This window comes from Erwinia persicina (assembly GCF_019844095.1).
Taxonomy (GTDB): Bacteria; Pseudomonadota; Gammaproteobacteria; order Enterobacterales; family Enterobacteriaceae; genus Erwinia; species Erwinia persicina.
In genome coordinates this window covers 3,036,919-3,055,935 of sequence record NZ_CP082141.1, presented here as the reverse complement: position 1 = coordinate 3,055,935, position 19,017 = coordinate 3,036,919, and the positions used below count along the sequence as shown (strand labels likewise).

General features: G+C 55.2%; 16 protein-coding genes. 9 read left to right on the top strand and 7 right to left on the bottom strand.

Annotated features, from left to right (window positions below):
• Positions 1–116: 116 nt before the first annotated feature.
• On the top strand, positions 117–2,732 hold the full coding sequence (gene pepN / locus K6L24_RS14035) for an aminopeptidase N (RefSeq protein ID WP_222681578.1): 2,616 nt from the start codon (positions 117–119) through the stop codon (positions 2,730–2,732).
• Positions 2,733–2,803: 71 nt separating this feature from the next.
• Here the strand turns inward: pepN and ssuB are convergent, their stop codons facing one another.
• The 5 genes from ssuB to ssuE are packed head-to-tail and all read right to left on the bottom strand — an operon-like array spanning position 2,804 to position 7,076.
• The gene (gene ssuB / locus K6L24_RS14030; protein ID WP_062743851.1) at positions 2,804–3,592 is read right to left on the bottom strand and encodes an aliphatic sulfonates ABC transporter ATP-binding protein; all 789 of its coding nucleotides are present in this window, start codon (positions 3,590–3,592) and stop codon (positions 2,804–2,806) included.
• A complete protein-coding gene (gene ssuC / locus K6L24_RS14025) occupies positions 3,589–4,380 on the bottom strand; it encodes an aliphatic sulfonate ABC transporter permease SsuC (RefSeq protein ID WP_062743850.1) in 792 nt (263 codons plus the stop codon). Before ssuC ends, ssuB begins: the two co-directional genes overlap by 4 nt.
• A gap of 9 nt (positions 4,381–4,389) precedes the next feature.
• Positions 4,390–5,535: an FMNH2-dependent alkanesulfonate monooxygenase gene (gene ssuD, locus K6L24_RS14020; protein WP_062743849.1), complete on the bottom strand. Its 1,146-nt coding sequence runs from the start codon at positions 5,533–5,535 to the stop codon at positions 4,390–4,392.
• Positions 5,536–5,550: 15 nt separating this feature from the next.
• Complete coding sequence (locus tag K6L24_RS14015; RefSeq protein WP_222681577.1) at positions 5,551–6,510, bottom strand: sulfonate ABC transporter substrate-binding protein; 960 nt, start codon at positions 6,508–6,510, stop codon at positions 5,551–5,553.
• A gap of 14 nt (positions 6,511–6,524) precedes the next feature.
• A complete protein-coding gene (gene ssuE / locus K6L24_RS14010) occupies positions 6,525–7,076 on the bottom strand; it encodes an NADPH-dependent FMN reductase (RefSeq protein ID WP_062743847.1) in 552 nt (183 codons plus the stop codon).
• 255 nt (positions 7,077–7,331) lie between these two features.
• Here ssuE and pyrD point away from each other — a divergent pair, with 255 nt between their 5' ends.
• Positions 7,332–8,342 (top strand): quinone-dependent dihydroorotate dehydrogenase, encoded by a 1,011-nt coding sequence (gene pyrD / locus K6L24_RS14005; RefSeq protein ID WP_062743846.1) that lies wholly within the window; start codon positions 7,332–7,334, stop codon positions 8,340–8,342.
• 183 nt (positions 8,343–8,525) lie between these two features.
• Positions 8,526–9,071: a cell division protein ZapC gene (locus tag K6L24_RS14000; protein WP_062743845.1), complete on the top strand. Its 546-nt coding sequence runs from the start codon at positions 8,526–8,528 to the stop codon at positions 9,069–9,071.
• A 16-nt stretch (positions 9,072–9,087) separates the two neighbouring features.
• Here the strand turns inward: K6L24_RS14000 and K6L24_RS13995 are convergent, their stop codons facing one another.
• Positions 9,088–10,197 (bottom strand): YcbX family protein, encoded by a 1,110-nt coding sequence (locus K6L24_RS13995; RefSeq protein WP_222681576.1) that lies wholly within the window; start codon positions 10,195–10,197, stop codon positions 9,088–9,090.
• A 134-nt stretch (positions 10,198–10,331) separates the two neighbouring features.
• Here K6L24_RS13995 and rlmKL point away from each other — a divergent pair, with 134 nt between their 5' ends.
• The 6 genes from rlmKL to rmf all read left to right on the top strand — a co-directional run bounded on the left by rlmKL (position 10,332) and on the right by rmf (position 18,313).
• Entirely contained in the window at positions 10,332–12,449 is a 2,118-nt protein-coding gene (gene rlmKL / locus K6L24_RS13990) for a bifunctional 23S rRNA (guanine(2069)-N(7))-methyltransferase RlmK/23S rRNA (guanine(2445)-N(2))-methyltransferase RlmL (protein WP_062743897.1), read from the top strand.
• A 6-nt stretch (positions 12,450–12,455) separates the two neighbouring features.
• Positions 12,456–14,372, top strand: a complete 1,917-nt coding sequence (locus tag K6L24_RS13985) for an ABC transporter ATP-binding protein (RefSeq protein WP_062743843.1) — start codon at positions 12,456–12,458, stop codon at positions 14,370–14,372.
• Positions 14,373–14,404: 32 nt separating this feature from the next.
• Positions 14,405–15,670, top strand: a complete 1,266-nt coding sequence (gene pqiA, locus K6L24_RS13980) for a membrane integrity-associated transporter subunit PqiA (protein ID WP_187509609.1) — start codon at positions 14,405–14,407, stop codon at positions 15,668–15,670.
• On the top strand, positions 15,667–17,310 hold the full coding sequence (pqiB, locus tag K6L24_RS13975) for an intermembrane transport protein PqiB (protein WP_118664344.1): 1,644 nt from the start codon (positions 15,667–15,669) through the stop codon (positions 17,308–17,310). Before pqiA ends, pqiB begins: the two co-directional genes overlap by 4 nt.
• Positions 17,307–17,867: a membrane integrity-associated transporter subunit PqiC gene (pqiC, locus tag K6L24_RS13970; protein ID WP_118664343.1), complete on the top strand. Its 561-nt coding sequence runs from the start codon at positions 17,307–17,309 to the stop codon at positions 17,865–17,867. The genes pqiB and pqiC overlap by 4 nt, the downstream gene beginning before the upstream one ends.
• A 278-nt stretch (positions 17,868–18,145) precedes the next feature.
• The gene (gene rmf / locus K6L24_RS13965) at positions 18,146–18,313 is read left to right on the top strand and encodes a ribosome modulation factor (protein ID WP_072277417.1); all 168 of its coding nucleotides are present in this window, start codon (positions 18,146–18,148) and stop codon (positions 18,311–18,313) included.
• A 182-nt stretch (positions 18,314–18,495) separates the two neighbouring features.
• Here rmf and fabA read toward each other — a convergent pair whose 3' ends face one another.
• Positions 18,496–19,014: a bifunctional 3-hydroxydecanoyl-ACP dehydratase/trans-2-decenoyl-ACP isomerase gene (gene fabA, locus K6L24_RS13960; protein ID WP_062743839.1), complete on the bottom strand. Its 519-nt coding sequence runs from the start codon at positions 19,012–19,014 to the stop codon at positions 18,496–18,498.
• Positions 19,015–19,017: the final 3 nt, after the last annotated feature.

Sequence of the window (19,017 nt, the reverse complement as noted above, 5' to 3'; positions counted from 1 at the left end):
ATGAAATGTACCAATTCACCGCAAAGGTACGGTTAAAGGGTGATTCCACGTGGCAACCTGGTGATAACAGGAATAGACTTGAAAAGGTTAACTAATTATCGACGTGAGAAAGACTTATGACGCAACTGCCACAAGCCAAGAATCGCCATGACTATCGTGCGCCAGATTACACCATTACCGATATCGACCTGACGTTTAATCTTGATGCCAGTACCACCCAGGTGACCGCCATCAGCCAGATTAAACGTCTGGGGGACCGTGATGCCGAACTGCGCCTGGACGGAGAAGACCTGACGCTGATCTCGCTGCACGTTAACGACCAGCCGTGGCAGCATTACCGGCAGGAAGAGGGCGCGCTGATACTTCAGCAGTTGCCAGAGGTCTTCACATTAAAAATCGTCAATGATATCCATCCGGATAAAAACACTGCGCTGGAAGGGTTGTACAAATCCGGTGAAGCACTCTGTACCCAGTGTGAAGCTGAAGGTTTCCGCCATATTACCTGGTACCTTGATCGCCCTGACGTGCTGGCACGTTTTACCACGACGATTATTGCTGAACAGGCACTCTATCCGTACCTGCTCTCTAACGGTAACCGCGTGGATGGCGGGCAGATGGAAGATGGCCGTCACTGGATGAAGTGGCACGATCCCTTCCCAAAACCCTGCTATCTGTTTGCCGTTGTCGCCGGCGATTTCGATGTGCTGCGCGACAGCTTCAAAACCCGTTCGGGTCGTGACGTTGCCCTGGAAATCTTTGTCGATCGTGGCAACCTTGATCGTGCTGACTGGGCGATGACCTCGCTGAAAAACAGCATGAAATGGGATGAGGAGCGTTTTGGCCTGGAGTATGACCTCGACATCTTTATGATCGTCGCCGTCGACTTCTTCAATATGGGCGCAATGGAAAATAAAGGGCTGAACGTCTTTAACTCCAAATATGTGCTGGCCAAAGCGGAAACGGCCACGGATAAAGACTACCTCGGCATCGAGGCGGTCATTGGTCACGAATACTTCCATAACTGGACCGGTAACCGTGTCACCTGTCGCGACTGGTTCCAGCTCAGCCTGAAAGAGGGGCTGACGGTCTTCCGCGATCAGGAGTTCAGCTCTGACCTGGGCTCGCGCGCGGTTAACCGCATCGATAACGTGCGTGTCATGCGCGGCTCCCAGTTTGCTGAAGATGCCAGCCCAATGGCGCATCCGATCCGTCCTGAGCAGGTGATCGAGATGAACAATTTCTACACCCTGACGGTGTACGAAAAGGGTTCAGAAGTGATCCGCATGTTGCATACCCTGCTGGGCGAAGCGAACTTCCAGAAAGGGATGCAGCTCTATTTCGAGCGTCACGACGGTAGCGCCGCGACCTGTGATGATTTTGTCCAGGCGATGGAAGATGCCTCAAACGTTGACCTGTCACAGTTCCGTCGCTGGTACAGCCAGTCGGGTACGCCCGTGCTGTCAGTCCGTGACGACTACAACCCGGAGCTGGAGCAGTACACGCTGCACGTCACACAGTTGACTCCGCCGACGGCCGACCAGAAAGAGAAGCTGCCGCTGCATATTCCGCTGGATATCGAGCTGTATGACGGTGAAGGCAAGGTTATTCCACTACAGCATAACGGCCACCCGGTCCATCACGTGCTGAACGTGACCGAATCATTCCAGACATTTGTCTTTGATAAGGTGTATTTCCAGCCAGTACCTTCTCTGCTGCGCGAGTTTTCTGCGCCAGTGAAGCTGGACTACAACTGGAGTGATGCCCAGTTAACTTTCCTGATGCGCTACGCACGTAATGATTTTTCGCGCTGGGATGCAGCGCAGAGTCTGATGGCGAACCACATCAAGATTAACGTTGCCCGCCAGCAGCAGGGGCAACCGCTATCCCTGCCGTTGCACGTTGCAGATGCGTTCCGTGCGGTGCTTTTATCCGAGTCCACCGATCCCGCACTGATGGCCTTGATCCTGTCACTGCCCGGTGAGAATGAGATTGCTGAGCTGTTTGACATCATCGACCCACAGGCCAATGCGGTGGTGCGTGAAGCACTGGTCCGCACGCTGGCGACCGAGCTGGAAGATGAGCTGCTGGCGGTGTATTACGCCAGTCAGACGCCGGAATATCGCATTGAACACGCGGATATCGGTAAACGCTCGCTGAAAAACGTCTGCCTGAGCTACCTGGCCTTTGCCGACGCGGCTCAGGCCGACAGGCTGGTCAGCGCACAGTATCACCACGCCAATAATATGACGGACACCGTGGCGGCGCTGTCGGCTGCCATCGCGGCACAGCTGCCGTGCCGTGCCGCGCTGTTAGCCGATTTTGATGAGCGCTGGCATCAGGATGGCCTGGTGATGGACAAGTGGTTTGCTCTGCAGGCGACCAGTCCGGCGGCCGATGTACTGTCCCAGGTACGCGCCTTGCTTAACCATCGCTCCTTTACCCTGAGCAATCCGAACCGTATTCGCTCACTGGTCGGGGCATTTGCTTCAGCTAACCCGGCGGCTTTCCATGCGGCGGACGGCAGTGGCTATCAGTTCCTGGTGGAGATCCTCAGCGATCTCAACACCCGCAACCCACAGGTAGCGGCGCGCATGATCGAGCCATTAATTCGCCTCAAACGCTATGATGCAGGACGTCAGGCGCTGATGCGTAACGCGCTGGAACAGCTGCAGGCGCTGGATAAACTGTCTGGCGATCTGTTTGAAAAAATTAGCAAGGCACTGAATGCCTGACCCTGACGGGCGGACAATAAGATAAAAAAATGGGCGATAATCTCGCCCATTTTTCTTGATGTCGGTCCCCGTCAGCCATGCGCATACTGTCGTTCTTTTTGCACCGGCAGGCGTTTCATCACGCGATCCAGCACTTCCGCTTCCAGTTCAGCCAGCCTGACCGATCCTTTACGCCGTGGTCGTGGCAGATCAACGCAGAGATCCAGGCCGATATTCCCTTCCTCAATCAACAGTACCCGATCGGCCATCGCCACTGCTTCACTGACATCATGCGTCACCAGCAGTACGGTAAAATGATGCGCCTGCCAGAGGGATTCAATCAGATCCTGCATTTCGATGCGGGTTAAGGCATCCAGTGCGCCAAGCGGCTCATCCAGCAGCAGCAGGCCAGGACGGTGGATCAGTGCACGAGCCAGCGCCACCCGCTGTTTCTGGCCGCCTGACAGCGCAGCGGGCCACTCCCCGGCGCGGTCGGCCAGGCCAACGGCCTTCAGCGCGTCCAGCGCCCGATCTTTCCATGCTTTGCCTTTCAGGCCCAGCCCGACGTTATCGATGACGCTTTTCCACGGCAGCAGGCGATCGTCCTGGAACATCAGCCGGATATCCTCCCGCGCCTCGCTCAGGGGGGCACTACCGGCCCGAAGCTCGCCGCTGCTGGCTTTCTCCAGTCCGGCCAGCAGGCGCAGCAGGGTGCTTTTGCCACAGCCGCTGCGCCCGACCACGGCGACAAACTGTCCGGAGGGAATATGCAGGTCAATATTATTCAGCACCGTGCGCTGGTTATACTGTTTGCTGACGCCGCTGATCGCCAGCGGCGTACCGGCATTAAGACGCGCCGGAGACGGGGTGAACTCGCTCATGCGTTTTCCTCTTTTAATTGATACGCCGGATGCCAGCGCAGCCACACGCGTTCCAGCAGCAGTGCGCTGACGTCAGCCAGTTTGCCCAGCAGGGCATAGAGAATAATCGCCACCACCACCACATCCGTTTGCAGAAACTCACGGGCATTCATCGCCAGGTAACCAATGCCGGAGTTGGCCGAAATGGTTTCAGCAACGATCAGCGTCAGCCACATCAGACCGAGCGCAAAGCGCACGCCGACCATAATGGAGGGCAGGGCACCGGGCAGCACCACCTGAATAAACAGGCTCCAGCCTGACAGGCCATAGCTGCGCGCCATTTCCACCAGCCCGCGATCGATATTACGGATACCGTGATAGGTATTGAGATAGATCGGAAACAGTGTCCCCAGCGCCACCAGGAAGATCTTGGCCGACTCGTCAATGCCAAACCACAGGATCACCAGCGGGATCAGGGCCAGATGGGGCACGTTACGGAGCATCTGTACCGAGGTATCCAGCAGGCGTTCGCCCAGCGTTGACATTCCGGTAATTAACCCGAGTAACAGGCCAATTGAACCGCCTATGCTGAACCCCACTGCCGCGCGCCAACTGCTGATGGCGAGGTGTTGCCACAGTTCACCGCTGGCCGACAGCCTCCAGAAGGTGATAATAACGGATTCCGGCGACGGCAGGATCCGGGTGGAAAGCCAGCCCAGCTGTGAGGCTAACTGCCAGACGACCACCAGCAGAACGGGTAACGCCCACGGCAGCAGGCCATTACCAATACGATTCAGGCTTTTACTCATGGCTCACCTCTAACTCTGCGAAACTTTTTGTGGGGCAAAATCGTGGGCGACCTGTTCACCGTGGGCCTGAACGGCCTGGGGCTGTGGTATCTCGGGGATAGCCAGATCCAGGTGCGGGAAGAGTAATTCGCCCACGCGCCAGGCTTCTTCCAGATGCGGATAGCCGGACAGAATAAAAGTCTCGATCCCCAGATCGGCATACTCCTGCATTCGCGCAGCCACCGTAGGGCCATCACCCACCAGTGCCGTACCAGCCCCCCCACGCACCAGACCGACGCCGGCCCACAGATTCGGGCTGATCTCCAGCTGGTCGCGTTTACCGCCGTGCAGCGCGGCCATGCGCTGCTGACCCACAGAGTCTGTTTTCGCCAGCGCAGCCTGTGCTTTCGCGATGGTGGCATCGTCCAGGTGGGAAATCAGACGGTCGGCGGCCTGCCAGGCTTCTTCATTGGTTTCGCGCACGATCACATGCAGGCGAATACCAAAGCGGACTTTACGTCCCTGTGCGGCCGCTTTAGCCTGCACCTGCGCAATCTTTTCTTTCACCTGCGCTGGTGGTTCCCCCCAGGTGAGATAGACATCCACCTGCTCGGCGGCCAGGTCCTGCGCCACTTCAGACGAGCCGCCAAACCACAGCGGCGGGCGTGGCTGCTGAACGGGTTTAAACATCAGGCGTGCGCCGCGGACGTGGATGTGTTTACCTTCATAGTCCACCGTTTCGCCTTCCAGCACGCGTCGCCAGACGCGGGTAAACTCGGCAGACTCGGCGTAACGCTCGCGGTGATCCAGAAACACGCCATCCCCGGCCAGCTCTTCCGCATCGCCCCCGGTGACCAGGTTAAACAGGGCACGACCGTTAGACAGGCGGTCAAGCGTTGCCGCCTGGCGGGCGGCCTGAGTCGGTGAGATGACGCCGGGACGCAGCGCCACCAGGAAGCGCAGACGCCGGGTCACCGGGATTAACGATGCAGCCACCAGCCAGGCATCTTCACAGGAGCGACCTGTCGGGATCAGTACCCCGCCAAACCCCAGATGGTCGGCGGCCTGGGCGATTTGTTGCAGATAGGCATAATCGACCGGGCGTGCACCTTCGTTAGTCCCTAAATATTTCCCATCACCGTGAGTGGGAAGAAACCAGAAAACGGAAAGACTCATTGTGTTACTCCTCATTCATTGGGGGGAAGGGCCATGCCAGATGCGGCTGGAGACATCGACTTTCACCGGCATCAGGTGGTTGCTGTAAAACAGATCGGCGGTCTGCTGCTGTGCCTGTGCTGTCTTATCGCTCACCAGGGTGATAGCGGTCGGCGGGCGATGGTCGAAATAGGTTGAGATGACCGCTTTTGGCAGCCCCATCGCCTGCGCCAGCAGGTCGACGCTCTGCTCACGCTGGCTGCGGGTCCGGGCATCAGCCTGGCTGAAGGTATCCAGCACCTGCTGCAGGAACGCGCCGTTTTTCTCGGTGAAGGGCCGGGTTGCCAGATAGAAGGAACCGGTCAGGTTGAGCGTGTCGCCATTCTTCAGCACACGAACGCCGCCCTGCTGAAGGGCCGCAGAGTAATACGGGTCCCAGATTGCCCAGGCATCAACATCGCCCTGCTGGAAGGCAGCACGGGCATCCGCTGGCGTCAGAAATGCAGGCTGAATATCGTTGAAGCTCAGACCCGCTTCTTTCAGCGCGCGTAACAGCAGGTTGTGGGAGCTGGACCCCTTCTGAAAGGCCACCTTATGACCTTTGAGATCGGCCACCGTTTTCAGCGGACTCTCTTCGCGTACCAGAATCACTTCTGCCTTTGGCTTGGGCGGTTCAGAACCGATATACAGCAGGTCAGCGCCGGCGGCCTGGGCGAAAATCGGTGGAATATCGCCGGTGCTGCCTAAATCAATACTGTTGACGTTCAACGCTTCCAGCATCTGGGGCCCGGCGGGGAACTCCACCCATTTAATCGTGGTGTGAGGAAAGCGCTTCTCCAATAGCTGATGTGATTTTGCCAGTACCATACTGACGGAGCCTTTCTGATAGCCAATCCGTATCTGTGCGGGGGCATCAGGGGAGGCTGCCGCCATCGCCTGACCGGCCAGCAGACCTGCGATGAATAGCGTGGTGATGAAGCGGGAAAACAGTGTCATCGCAATTCCTCAGTTCAGACGGCGGTGGCCAGCGGTTGATGCCGGCGCGCCAGGGCATGCCAGAAAGTATCGAGCGACTCTGCCAGCCGTTCGGCGAGTATCGGCGACAGCTCGGGCGTCCGGTCGTAGTGACTGATCTGCGTGTCGTCAGCAAACACACCGTGCAGCACTTCCTGCGCTTTCAGCGCGTTCAGTACCGGTTTAAGCGCGTAATCGACGGCCAGCAGATGAGCGACGGTGCCGCCGGTTGCCAGTGGTAACACCACTTTATGTTCCAGGGCACGCTCGGGCAGCAGATCCAGCAACGTTTTCAACGCACCGGCAAAAGACGCTTTATATACCGGTGTGGCGACGATCAGGCCGTCAGCGGTGTCGAGATCCTCTTTTAATGCCAGCAGGGCAGGGGAGTCGAAGCGGGCGTACAGCAGATCTTCAGGATTGAAGTTATGCAGGTTCCACGGGATAACTTCGACACCTCGTTTTTCCAGCGCGTGCTGGCAGATTGTCAGCAGCGCGGTGGAGCGGGAAGGAAAACGGGGGCTTCCCGCCAGAGTAATAACGCGCATAACTTCTCCTTATAACCAAAAGTTATTAATAACCAGATTTCAAGAACAGATGACTTATCCTGACAGAGCGCGTTTGGACGCTTAAATGATTTATCCGGCATATTTTTGCCGTTTTGCACATAACGCTGGGGCTGGACCCCGACAGAGAGAAAAAAATGGACATTCGGGCGTGCTTTTGCGCCAGGTCATTTCCCTTTAACCGAGGAAACCGGGATAATACGACCCCGATTTTCCATCGGGACCTCAGGAGTGACCATGTATTACCCTTTCGTTCGTAAGGCGCTGTTTCAGCTCGATCCTGAGCGTGCGCATGACCTGACTTTGCAGCAGTTGAAGCGCCTCTCCGGCACCCCGCTGATCGGCCTGATCCGTCAGTCCCTGCCTTTTAAACCGGTAACCTGCATGGGGCTGACGTTTAAGAATCCGCTTGGTCTGGCCGCCGGCCTCGATAAAAACGGCGAGTGCATTGATGCATTCGGCGCGATGGGGTTTGGTTCCATTGAAATCGGCACGGTCACCCCGCGCCCACAGCCCGGGAATGAGAAGCCACGGATGTTCCGCATCGTGGCGGCGGAAGGCATCATCAACCGCATGGGCTTCAATAATCTTGGCGTGGATAACCTGGTGGAGAATGTCAAAAAAGCCCACTTCGACGGTATCCTGGGTATTAATATTGGCAAGAATAAAGACACCCCGGTGGAACAGGGTAAAGACGATTATTTAACCTGCATGGACAAGATTTATGCCTATGCCGGTTACATTGCCATCAATATTTCTTCGCCAAACACACCAGGACTTCGATCGTTACAGTACGGTGAAGCGCTGGATGATTTACTGTCTGCTGTCAAACAGCGGCAGAATGATCTTCAGCAGATCCATCATAAATATGTCCCTGTGGCGGTGAAGATCGCGCCCGATCTTTCGGAAGAAGAATTGATCCAGGTGGCTGACAGTTTAGTGCGCCACAATATAGACGGGGTGATTGCAACCAATACCACGCTGGATCGCGATCTGATAAAAGGATTAGCACATGCGGATGAAGCGGGGGGATTAAGCGGACGCCCTGTCCAGCTTCGCAGTACGGAAATCATCCGCCGTCTGGCTCAGGAATTACAGGGTCGCATGCCGATTATTGGCGTAGGGGGCATTGATTCACTGGTTTCCGCGCGTGAAAAAATGACGGCCGGGGCATCGCTGGTGCAAATATATTCCGGATTTATTTATAAAGGCCCACCGCTGATAAAAGAAATTGTGACTTATCTCTAGGTAAAATCTGAGTTAAATATGCCGGGGGCTTTATTTTCGCCTCCGGCTCGTTTATATTTTGTGCTGTTCATACAATATTCAAAATTTACAGAGGATGCTGAGCGCGTAGAGTTACCCTCTGATTACCGGAAAAATTAATTAATCTCCGGTTACTTGTTACTCAGTATTAATACAGGAACCATGATGAGGATAAAACCAGACGATAACTGGCGTTGGTTCTTCGACGCAGAACATGACCGGATGATGCTTGACCTGGCTGATGGTATGTTGTTCCGTTCCCGCTTTCCGCGCAAAATGTTAACGCCTGACGCCTTTGATGTTTCCGGTTTTTGTGTCGATGATGCCGCACTGTTTTTTACCTTTGACGAGCGTTGCCGTGATGCGCCTCTGAATACCGATCAGCGTGCTGAACTGGTGCTGAATGCGCTGGTGGCTACGCGCTTCCTCAAGCCTTTGATGCCCAAAAGCTGGCACTTTGACAGCTATATCCAGGGAAACTGGCGTCCGGGAGACGGTGAGCTGGTGAATGTCAAAGTGTCTGAGACTGGTGAAACGGCGACGCTGCTGGTGGTGGAGTCAGGCGATAGCGCCGCGCTGTGCCTGCTGGCCCAGCCGCAGCTGAATGTGGCGGGTCGGGGGATGGTGCTCGGCGATGCAATTAAAATTATGCATGACCGCCTGTTGCCTCAGGCCAGCGCTGACGGGATTCGTTTTGCCCGCGCGGTATAAGCTACCGCGCTCAGCATTAACGCAGCACGAGATCGCCCGCCGGAATACAGCTACAGCTCAGTAGCGTACCATCCTCACGTATTGCGCCTTTTTTCAGCGTAGTGACTTCCCCGCTGACCCGACTGACTTTGCAACTTCCACAGATGCCTGAGCGACAGGAGTAAGGGATTTTAATGCCCTGTAGTTCCAGCTGTTCCAGCAACACCTGCTGATTGTTGCCGCTAAAATGTTGCCCCTGCCAGCAAATGTCCAGAGTGCGGGCCGCCGTCTGGTTGACCTCCAGCGTCTCTGTCACCTGCCCGGCACCGTAAGCGCGTGGCGTATGGGTGGTCAGTATCTCAACTTCATCACCCGCCCGGACAATACCGCTGCTGCGCGCCACCAGGTTAAGGCCAAAGTCGATATCACCGCTGCCATCCAGTGCGCTGCGAAAGCGTTGTAAGGTATTGAGCGGTTCCCCAGCGGGATGCTTACGTCCGTGCTGGGGGCTGACCGTGGTGAAGACGCAGCGGCTACAGGGTTTGGGCACATCGAAAATAATCTCACCGATACGCAGAGATGACCAACTGTCCTCTGCCCAGGCACTGGCACCACTGACGACCAGATTAGGGCGAAACTGTTCCATACGCACGCCGGCAGGACAGCGCTGTTGCAGGTCATGCAGTGAGGCTTCATTGATCAGCAGAAAAGGATAACCATCAGCAAACCCCAGCGGCACCTGCGCGAAGTGTTTCACCCGGCGGGTCATCTCTGCTCCCACCCAGCGCAGCTCTACCTGGCGCGGAAAAAAGCCACTCAGCCACTGGTTAATATTTTCCGGCGCAATTTGCGCCGTAAATTGGTTTCCCCAGACTTCGGTGGGGGCAGGGGTTTCCTGAAAATCCGCAAAGCGGGCGGTTGCGCTGCTGCCGTCAGGGGCGGTGAGGTGCAGTCCATCAACGATCAGCGCCGGGGTGAACAGCACCATTTCCGGATACTGCCTGGCAGTGATAAAGGTGCCATCAGGTTCGGTCAGCATAAAGATACGGTCGAATGCCAGACCGCTGATCAGTGCCTGCGCGTGGGAAACCTGCATCCCGCGCATGGATTTCACAGGATGAACAAATAAACGAGACAGGTTAATCATGGTGATTCTCCATTGCACCGTGCCGCTCACCCGGCTCTTTACAGGGTTTTTGCAGGAATAAGCGCTAACTTTATGACATGCCGCCATGATTAGATATAATGCGCAGCAATTTTCTGATGACGATAAGTGACGCTATGAATTCTCTGTTTGCCAGTACGGCGCGTGGGCTCGAAGAGCTGTTAAAAAGTGAACTGGAAGCCCTGGGAGCGCAAGGCTGCCAGGTGGTCCAGGGCGGCGTACATTACCAGGGTGACGATCGTCTGATGTACCAGAGTCTGATGTGGAGCCGTCTGGCTTCACGTATTCTGCTGCCGTTAACGGAATGCGGCGTCTACAGCGACCTCGACCTCTATCTTGGGGTGCAGGCGATTGACTGGCCTGCGATGTTTGGCAGTGATCAAACGTTTGTGGTGCATTTCAGCGGCCTGAATGAAGTGATCCGAAACAGCCAGTACGGCGCGCTGAAAGTGAAGGATGCTATCGTCGACAGCTTTACCCGTAAAAACCTGCCACGCCCGAATGTCGATCGTGAACAGGCCGATATCCGCGTCAATGTCTGGCTGAATAAAGATACCGCCAGCATTGCCCTGGATCTCAGCGGCGATGGCCTGCATCAGCGCGGCTATCGTCAGCAGACCGGACAGGCACCCCTGAAAGAGAATCTGGCTGCGGCTATCGTGCAGCGTTCCGGCTGGCAGGCAGGCACGCCGCTGGTCGACCCGATGTGTGGGTCCGGGACGTTACTGATTGAAGCTGCGATGATCGCCAGCGATCGTGCGCCGGGTTTGCAGCGCAAACACTGGGGCTTTACCGGCTGGAGTCGCTTTAATCAGCCGCTGTGGAGCGATATTACCCGCGAAGCGCACGAACGTGCGGCAAAGGGGGTGTCTGAAACTACCTCACGTTTCTACGGGTATGATAATGATTCACGCGTCATCGAGCGTGCACGTGCCAACGTCCGCAACGCCGGACTGACCGATCTGATTACGCTGACTGCCCAGGATGTGCTGAAGCTGACCAATCCTCTGCCGCAGGGTGAGACGGGTACCGTGCTGAGTAACCCACCCTATGGGGAACGACTGGACAGTGAACCCGCCCTGATTGCGCTGCACAGCCAGCTGGGGCGTATTATGAAAACGCACTTCGGTGGCTGGAACCTGTCACTGTTCAGTGCCTCACCCGAGTTGCTGAGCTGTCTGCAGCTGCGTGCCGATCGCCAGTTTAAAGCGAAAAACGGTCCACTCGATTGTGTACAGAAAAACTATCAGCTGGCAGAGAACCCAGGTGGGGCGGCGGCCGGCCAGCTGGCAGAGGATTACGCTAACCGCCTGCGTAAAAATTGTAAGAAGCTGGATAAGTGGGCGCGTCAGGAGGGTATCGAGTGTTACCGCGTGTATGATGCCGACCTCCCGGATTATAACGTGGCGGTAGATCGTTACGGTGACTGGGTGGTCGTACAGGAGTATGCGGCACCGAAAACCATTGAACCGGCAAAAGCCCGTCAACGCCTGTTTGATGTCATTGCCGCGACCCTGAGCGTGCTGGAACTGCCCGCCAATCGCCTGGTACTGAAGACCCGCGAAAAGCAGAAAGGGAAAAGCCAGTATCAAAAACTGGGCGAAAAGGGCGATTTCTTCGAGGTGAGCGAGTTTAACGCTAAGTTATGGGTTAATCTGACGGACTATCTTGATACCGGCCTGTTCCTCGATCACCGTGTTGCCCGTAAGATGCTCGGGCAGATGAGCCGCGGAAAAGATTTCCTGAACCTGTTTGCTTATACCGGCAGTGCCAGCGTACATGCTGGTCTCGGTGGCGCGCGAAGTACCACCACTATTGATATGTCACGTACCTATCTGGAGTGGGCCGAGCGCAACATGCGCCTTAACGGTCTGTCCGGGCGTCAGCATCGCCTGATGCAGGCTGACTGCCTGAGCTGGTTGCGCGATGCCGATGAACAGTTTGATCTGATCTTTATCGATCCACCGACGTTCTCCAACTCCAAGCGAATGGAAGAGAGCTTCGATGTGCAGCGCGATCATCTCGATCTGATGAAAGATCTCAAGCGTATCCTGCGTCAGGGCGGCACCGTTATGTTCTCGAATAACAAACGCGGTTTCAAAATGGATCTGGCCGGACTGGCAGCGCTTGGCCTGGCTGCAACTGAAATCACCGCGAAAACCCAGTCACAGGATTTCGCCCGTAACCGTCAAATTCACAACTGCTGGCTGATTGTTCACGCCGGTAAGGAATAAGTTTTTATGTCACTAATCAGTATTCATGGCGCATGGCTCTCATTCAGCGACGCGCCGCTGTTGGATAACACTGAACTGCACATCGAAGAAAACGAGCGTGTCTGTCTGGTTGGCCGTAACGGGGCGGGTAAATCCACCCTGATGAAGATCATTAACCGTGAGCAGCCGCTCGATGACGGACGCATCATTTACGAACAGGATCTGGTGGTGGCACGCCTCCAGCAGGATCCCCCGCGTAACGTGCAGGGGTCAGTGTACGACTTCGTTGCTGAAGGTGTGGAAGAGCAGGCCGAGCACCTCAAGGCGTATCACGCGATCTCTCATAAAGTCATGGAAGATCCGAGCGACAAGAACCTCAATGAGATGGCGCGCCTGCAGGGCATTCTTGATCACCAGAACCTGTGGCAGCTGGAAAGCCGTATCCACGATGTGCTGCAGCAGATCGGTCTGGATGGGGACGCGGATCTCTCCTCATTATCCGGCGGCTGGCTGCGTAAAGCGGCCCTCGGCCGTGCGCTGGTCAGCAACCCGAAAGTACTGATGCTGGATGAGCCGACGAACCACCTGGATATCGAAACTATCGACTGGCTGGAAACGTTCCTGAAAACGTTCCAGGGCAGCATTATCTTCATCTCGCATGACCGTTCGTTTATCCGCAACATGGCAACGCGTATTGTTGACCTTGACCGCGGCAAGCTGGTGTCCTGGCCGGGCGACTACGACCTGTATCTGACCAGTAAAGAAGAAGCACTGCGCGTGGAAGAGATGCAGAATGCCGAATTCGACCGCAAGCTGGCGCAGGAAGAAGTGTGGATCCGTCAGGGGATCAAAGCCCGCCGCACGCGTAATGAAGGGCGTGTGCGCGCGCTGAAAGCGCTGCGTCGCGAACGTTCCGATCGCCGTGAAGTGATGGGCAAAGCCAATATGCAGGTCGAAGAGGCCTCCCGTTCCGGCAAGATTGTCTTTGAGCTGGAAAACGTTGACTACTCTGTGGGCGGTAAACAGCTGGTACGTAATTTCTCCCGTCAGGTCCAGCGTGGGGATAAAATTGCGCTGATTGGCTCTAACGGCTGTGGTAAAACCACCATGCTGAAGCTGATGCTGGATCAGCTGAAACCGGACAGCGGCCGCGTGCACATCGGCACTAAGCTGGAAGTGGCCTACTTCGATCAGCACCGTGCCGATTTGGATCCGGACCGCACGGTCATGGATAACCTGGCCGAAGGTAAACAGGAAGTGATGGTCAACGGTAAGCCGCGCCATGTGCTGGGCTACCTGCAGGAGTTCCTGTTCCACCCGAAACGGGCGATGACCCCGGTGCGGGCGCTGTCCGGCGGTGAACGTAATCGTCTGCTGCTGGCGCGTCTGTTCCTCAAACCAAGCAATCTGCTGATCCTCGATGAACCGACCAACGACCTCGATGTGGAAACGCTGGAGCTGCTTGAAGAGCTGGTGGACGGATATCAGGGCACGGTTCTGCTGGTGAGTCACGATCGTCAGTTCGTTGATAACACCGTGACCGAATGCTGGATCTTCGAAGGCAATGGCGATATTGGCGCATTCGTTGGCGGCTATCACGATGCCCAGCTGCAGCGCAGCGCCTTTAAGCAAAATCGTCTGGCAGCCAAGACCAGTTCGTCGACGCAGCCTCGTCAGGACAACACAAAAAGTGAAACGGCTAAAAAACCGGCTGCTAAGTTAAGCTACAATTTGCAGCGGGAGCTGGAGCAGTTGCCGAAGAAAATGGAAGAGCTGGAAGGCCGCCTGGAAGCGTATCAGGCACAGGTTGCCGATGCTAACTTCTTTAATCAGCCGCATGATGTGACTCAGCCTGTGCTGGACTCACTTGCTCAGGCTGAACAGGAACTGGAAGTCGCTTTTGAACGTTGGGAATATCTTGAGTCGTTAAGTAACGGCGCCTGATTCAGCTGTTCTGACATTACCGAGGGTCAGGTATGTGTTCGTCGCACCATGCGCATCAATGGATGCTCTGTCCGCAGTGTGATCTGATGACCCAGTTGCCAGATATCAGCCCGGGCAGCAGAGCAAGCTGCCCACGCTGTCATACCACACTGCAGTCTAACTGGGTTGAGCCGCGCAAGCGGCCAACCGCTTATGCGCTGGCGGCGCTCTTCATGCTGCTGCTGGCAAACCTGTTTCCGTTCATCAATATGCACGTTGCCGGACTGAGCAGCGAAATTACCCTGACAAAAATACCTCAGGTGATGGTTTCCGATGACTACAGCAGTCTGGCGACCCTGTTTTTGCTGTTTGTGCAGGGGGTGCCGGCCTTATGTATGCTGATGATCCTGCTGCTGGTGAATGACATCCGGTTGCCTCTGGGGTTGAAACGTGTCATGGCCCGGGTGCTGTTCCAGCTGAAAACCTGGGGAATGGCGGAGATCTTCCTCGCAGGTGTGCTGGTGAGTTTTGTTAAACTCATGGCCTATGGCGATATTGGTATCGGCACCAGTTTTATTCCCTGGTGCCTTTTCTGTGTCTTACAGCTCAGAGCCTTCCAGTGTATTGATCGGCGTACATTATGGCTGCGGGTTGCCCCGCTGCCCGCACTGCCCGCGGTCCCCCGGGCGGGGATGAGCGGTCTTCGCCAGGGGTTACGATCCTGTCGTTGTTGTACTGCCGTGCTGGCCAGCGATGTGCTGGAATGCCCGCGCTGCGGCGTGAATGGCCATGCGCGACGCCGGCATAGCCTGCAGTGGACGATGGCCTTACTGATCACGTCGATTCTGTTGTATATCCCGGCCAACGTCATGCCGATCATGGTTACCGAGGCGCTGGGTAACAAAATGAATTCCACTATCATGGCAGGGGTAATCCTGCTGTGGAGTGACGGATCCTATCCGGTAGCGCTGGTGATTTTTATTGCCAGTATTATGGTTCCATCGCTGAAAATGATGGCGATAGGCTGGCTTTGCTGGCACGCCAACGGCCGGGACAATAACCGGTATGACAGCGACAGAATGCACAAGATTTATGAGGTGGTTGAGTTCGTCGGGCGCTGGTCAATGATTGACGTATTTGTTATCGCCGTCTTATCAGCGCTGGTGCGCATGGGCCAATTAATGAGTATTTATCCTGCTAACGGTGCGGTGCTGTTTGCTCTGGTGGTTATTCTGACAATGTTTGCTGCCATGACGTTTGACCCGCGACTTACCTGGGATCGGATACGAGAAAAGAGTACTGAGGAGCCTGAAAAGTGACGGACAATAACCACGGCGTAGCCACGGTAGATAAGATCAAACGGTGGTCGCCGGTGTGGATCATCCCCATCGTCACCGTGTTGATCGGTGCATGGATTTTGTTTTACCACTTCAGCCATCAGGGACCGCTGGTGACGTTGATCACCACCAATGCTGAAGGTATTGAGGGCGGAAAAACCACCATCAAAAGCCGCAGCGTTGATGTTGGCGTGGTGGAGAGTGCCGTTCTGACGGACGATCTTCACCATGTGGAAATCAAAGCACGCCTTAATGCCGGTATGGATAAGCTGCTAAGTGCAGACAGCGCATTTTGGGTGGTCAAACCGGCCATTGGCCGTGAAGGTATTACCGGGTTAGGAACGCTCCTCTCAGGTGCCTATATTGAGCTGCAGCCTGGCTCTAAAGGCGAAAAAGCCGAGCAGTACCAACTGCTGGATGCGCCGCCGCTGGCACCGCCTGATGCCAAAGGTATCCGCATTACGCTTGACAGTGAAAAGGCCGGACAACTGAATGCGGGCGATCCGGTACTGTTTCGGGGGTATCGCGTCGGAACCGTTGAAACCAGCGCCTTTGACGCCGATAAACGTATGATGACGTACCAGCTGTTTATTGCTGCGCCATACGATCGCCTGATCACCAGTAACGTTCGCTTCTGGAAGGATAGCGGGATTGCTGTCGACATGTCTGCCTCCGGAATGCGTGTTGAGATGGGTTCACTGACCACGCTGTTTAGCGGGGGGGTCAGCTTTGATGTTCCGGAAGGGTGGGAGCGCGGCGATTTAGCACAAAACAAGGCGGAATACCGGCTGTTTAACGATCAGCGTAGCATTCAGGATTCCCTCTACAGCGTGCATAAAGACTTCCTGCTGTTCTTCAGTGATTCCATTCGTGGTCTGCAGAAAGGCGCGCCAGTTGAGTTCCGCGGTATTCGTCTGGGAACCGTTGCTGAAGTGCCGTTTACGACCCCAGGCATTGCACAGCGTCTGAACAATGATTACCGGATCCCGGTGCTGATACGCATTGAGCCGGATCGGTTCCAGAAACAGCTGGGAAGCGATTTTAACTTCGAGCAGCATCTGAAAGATGGCATAACTCATGGGTTACGAGCCTCACTGAAGTCCGCTAACCTGTTGACGGGCTCGCTGTATGTTGACCTTGATTTCTACAGCAACGCTAAACCAGTCAGCGGCCCGACAACCTTTGCTGACTATGAGCTGATCCCGACGATGACAGGCGGTCTGGCGCAGATTCAACAGAAACTGATGGAATCACTGGATAAGATTAACAGTCTGCCTCTGAATCCGCTGCTGAACGAAGCGACGGGGACGCTGAAAGAGAGCCAGCGCACATTGCGGGAAATGCAAAAAACGCTGGACAGTCTGAATCAGATAACCTCAAGCCAGTCGATGAAGGAGCTGCCTGCGGATATGCAAAGCACGCTGCGTGAACTTAACCGAAGCATGAAAGGCTTCCAGCCAGGTTCACCTGCTTACAACAAGATGGTGGGTGATATGCAGCGCCTCGATCAGGTTCTGCGCGAATTACAGCCCGTATTGAAAACGCTTAACAGTAAAAGCAATGCGCTGGTGTTTGAAGCCAAACCGGGTCAGGACCCACAGCCGAAGAGGGCGAAACAATGATGAAATGGATACCCATTGCGCTGGCGCTGGCACTCAGTGCATGCAGCAGCAGCCCTGAAACTGTTTATTATCAGCTGCCCCCGGCAGAAAAGGCACTCGTCGCCAGCAGTAAGACGGTGAGCACGCCAGTTTGGGTGGAACGTGTCTCTGTGCCGGACTATCTGGCCGGAAATGGCGTGGTGTACCAGAGTAATGATGTCCAGTACGTCATTGCCGCCAATAACCAATGGGCAAGCCCACTGGATCAGCAGTTACAGCAGACGCTGGTGACCAATCTGAGCACCAGCCTGCCGGCGGCGCTGATCTCCTCGACGCCTCTCGGCCAGACGCACGATACGCTGAATGTCACCGTAACCGGTTTCCATGGCCGCTATGATGGTCATGCCATTATCAGTGGCGAGTGGATTCTGGAACATAACGGCAAACTGCAGAAACAGCCGTTCTCGCTGTCGTTACCGCAAAGTGAAGATGGTTACGACGGGTTAGTGAGAACGCTGGCTAAAGGATGGCAACAGATTGCGGGACAGGTCGCTAATGCGATTATTCGCGAACAATAAGTAAAAATTAACTAACGCACTAAGCCTTTGATAGTTGCAGAACCTTACTTCTGCTGCATCAAAGGCTTTTTTTATATAAATCAGCAGGGTGTAATCCTTTCTTCTTCTGCTGCAGTCCAATTCCGGCCCGGCCAGTGAGGCAGAATGATGACAGTCGCATTACATTTGCGCGTTGATCTTTGTTCAAAGTCGCGGTAAAACTGAAGCGTGGTTGCACGAAACGTAACCACTGTTTTCTTTCCACCAGATTCCACCAGACAAAATGAGGGAAACGCGGCATGAAGAGACAGAAACGAGATCGCCTTGATCGGGCGCAGTCACGGGGTTATCACGCAGGCATTACAGGACGCTCTAAAGAGATGTGTCCGTATCAAATGCTGGATGCTCGATCTCACTGGTTGGGAGGTTGGCGACAAGCCATGGAGGACAGGTCAGTTACCGCGTAGCGGCCTGTTATTGAAAAGGAAAGACCTCCGCTGTTGCGGAGGTTTTCATTTTGACCCCTCTACGTTAAAGCCGCAGAAGCCTTTGCTACCTAACTCAACCCATTTGCTCACCGGAGTAAACTTCACGGGGATCGTTGCGTTGCTGCCTTGCAATAACACGGATAATTTGGGTCAAAATTATTTTAGAAAGCAGTGGTGTCTTTAAACAGGCCCACTTTCAGGTCGGTAGCAGTGTAAATCACGTTACCATCGACCAGTACTTCACCATCTGCCACGCCCATCACCAGTTTACGGTTAATAACGCGTTTGAAATGGATGCGGTAAGAAACTTTTTTGGCTGTTGGCAGAACCTGCCCGGTGAATTTCACTTCACCCACGCCCAGTGCGCGGCCTTTACCTTCAGCGCCTAACCAGCCGAGGTAGAAACCGACCAACTGCCACATAGCATCCAGGCCGAGGCAGCCGGGCATAACCGGGTCATTGATAAAATGACAGCCGAAGAACCACAGATCGGGATTGATATCCAGTTCCGCTTCAACGAATCCTTTCCCGTAGTTACCGCCGTCTTCGGTCATCTTAACCACGCGGTCCATCATCAACATATTGCCGGCTGGCAATGGCGGGCCTTCTGCGCCAAATAATTCACCGCGACCAGAGGCAATCAGGTCTTCTTTTGTATAGGATTCGCGTTTATCTACCATAGT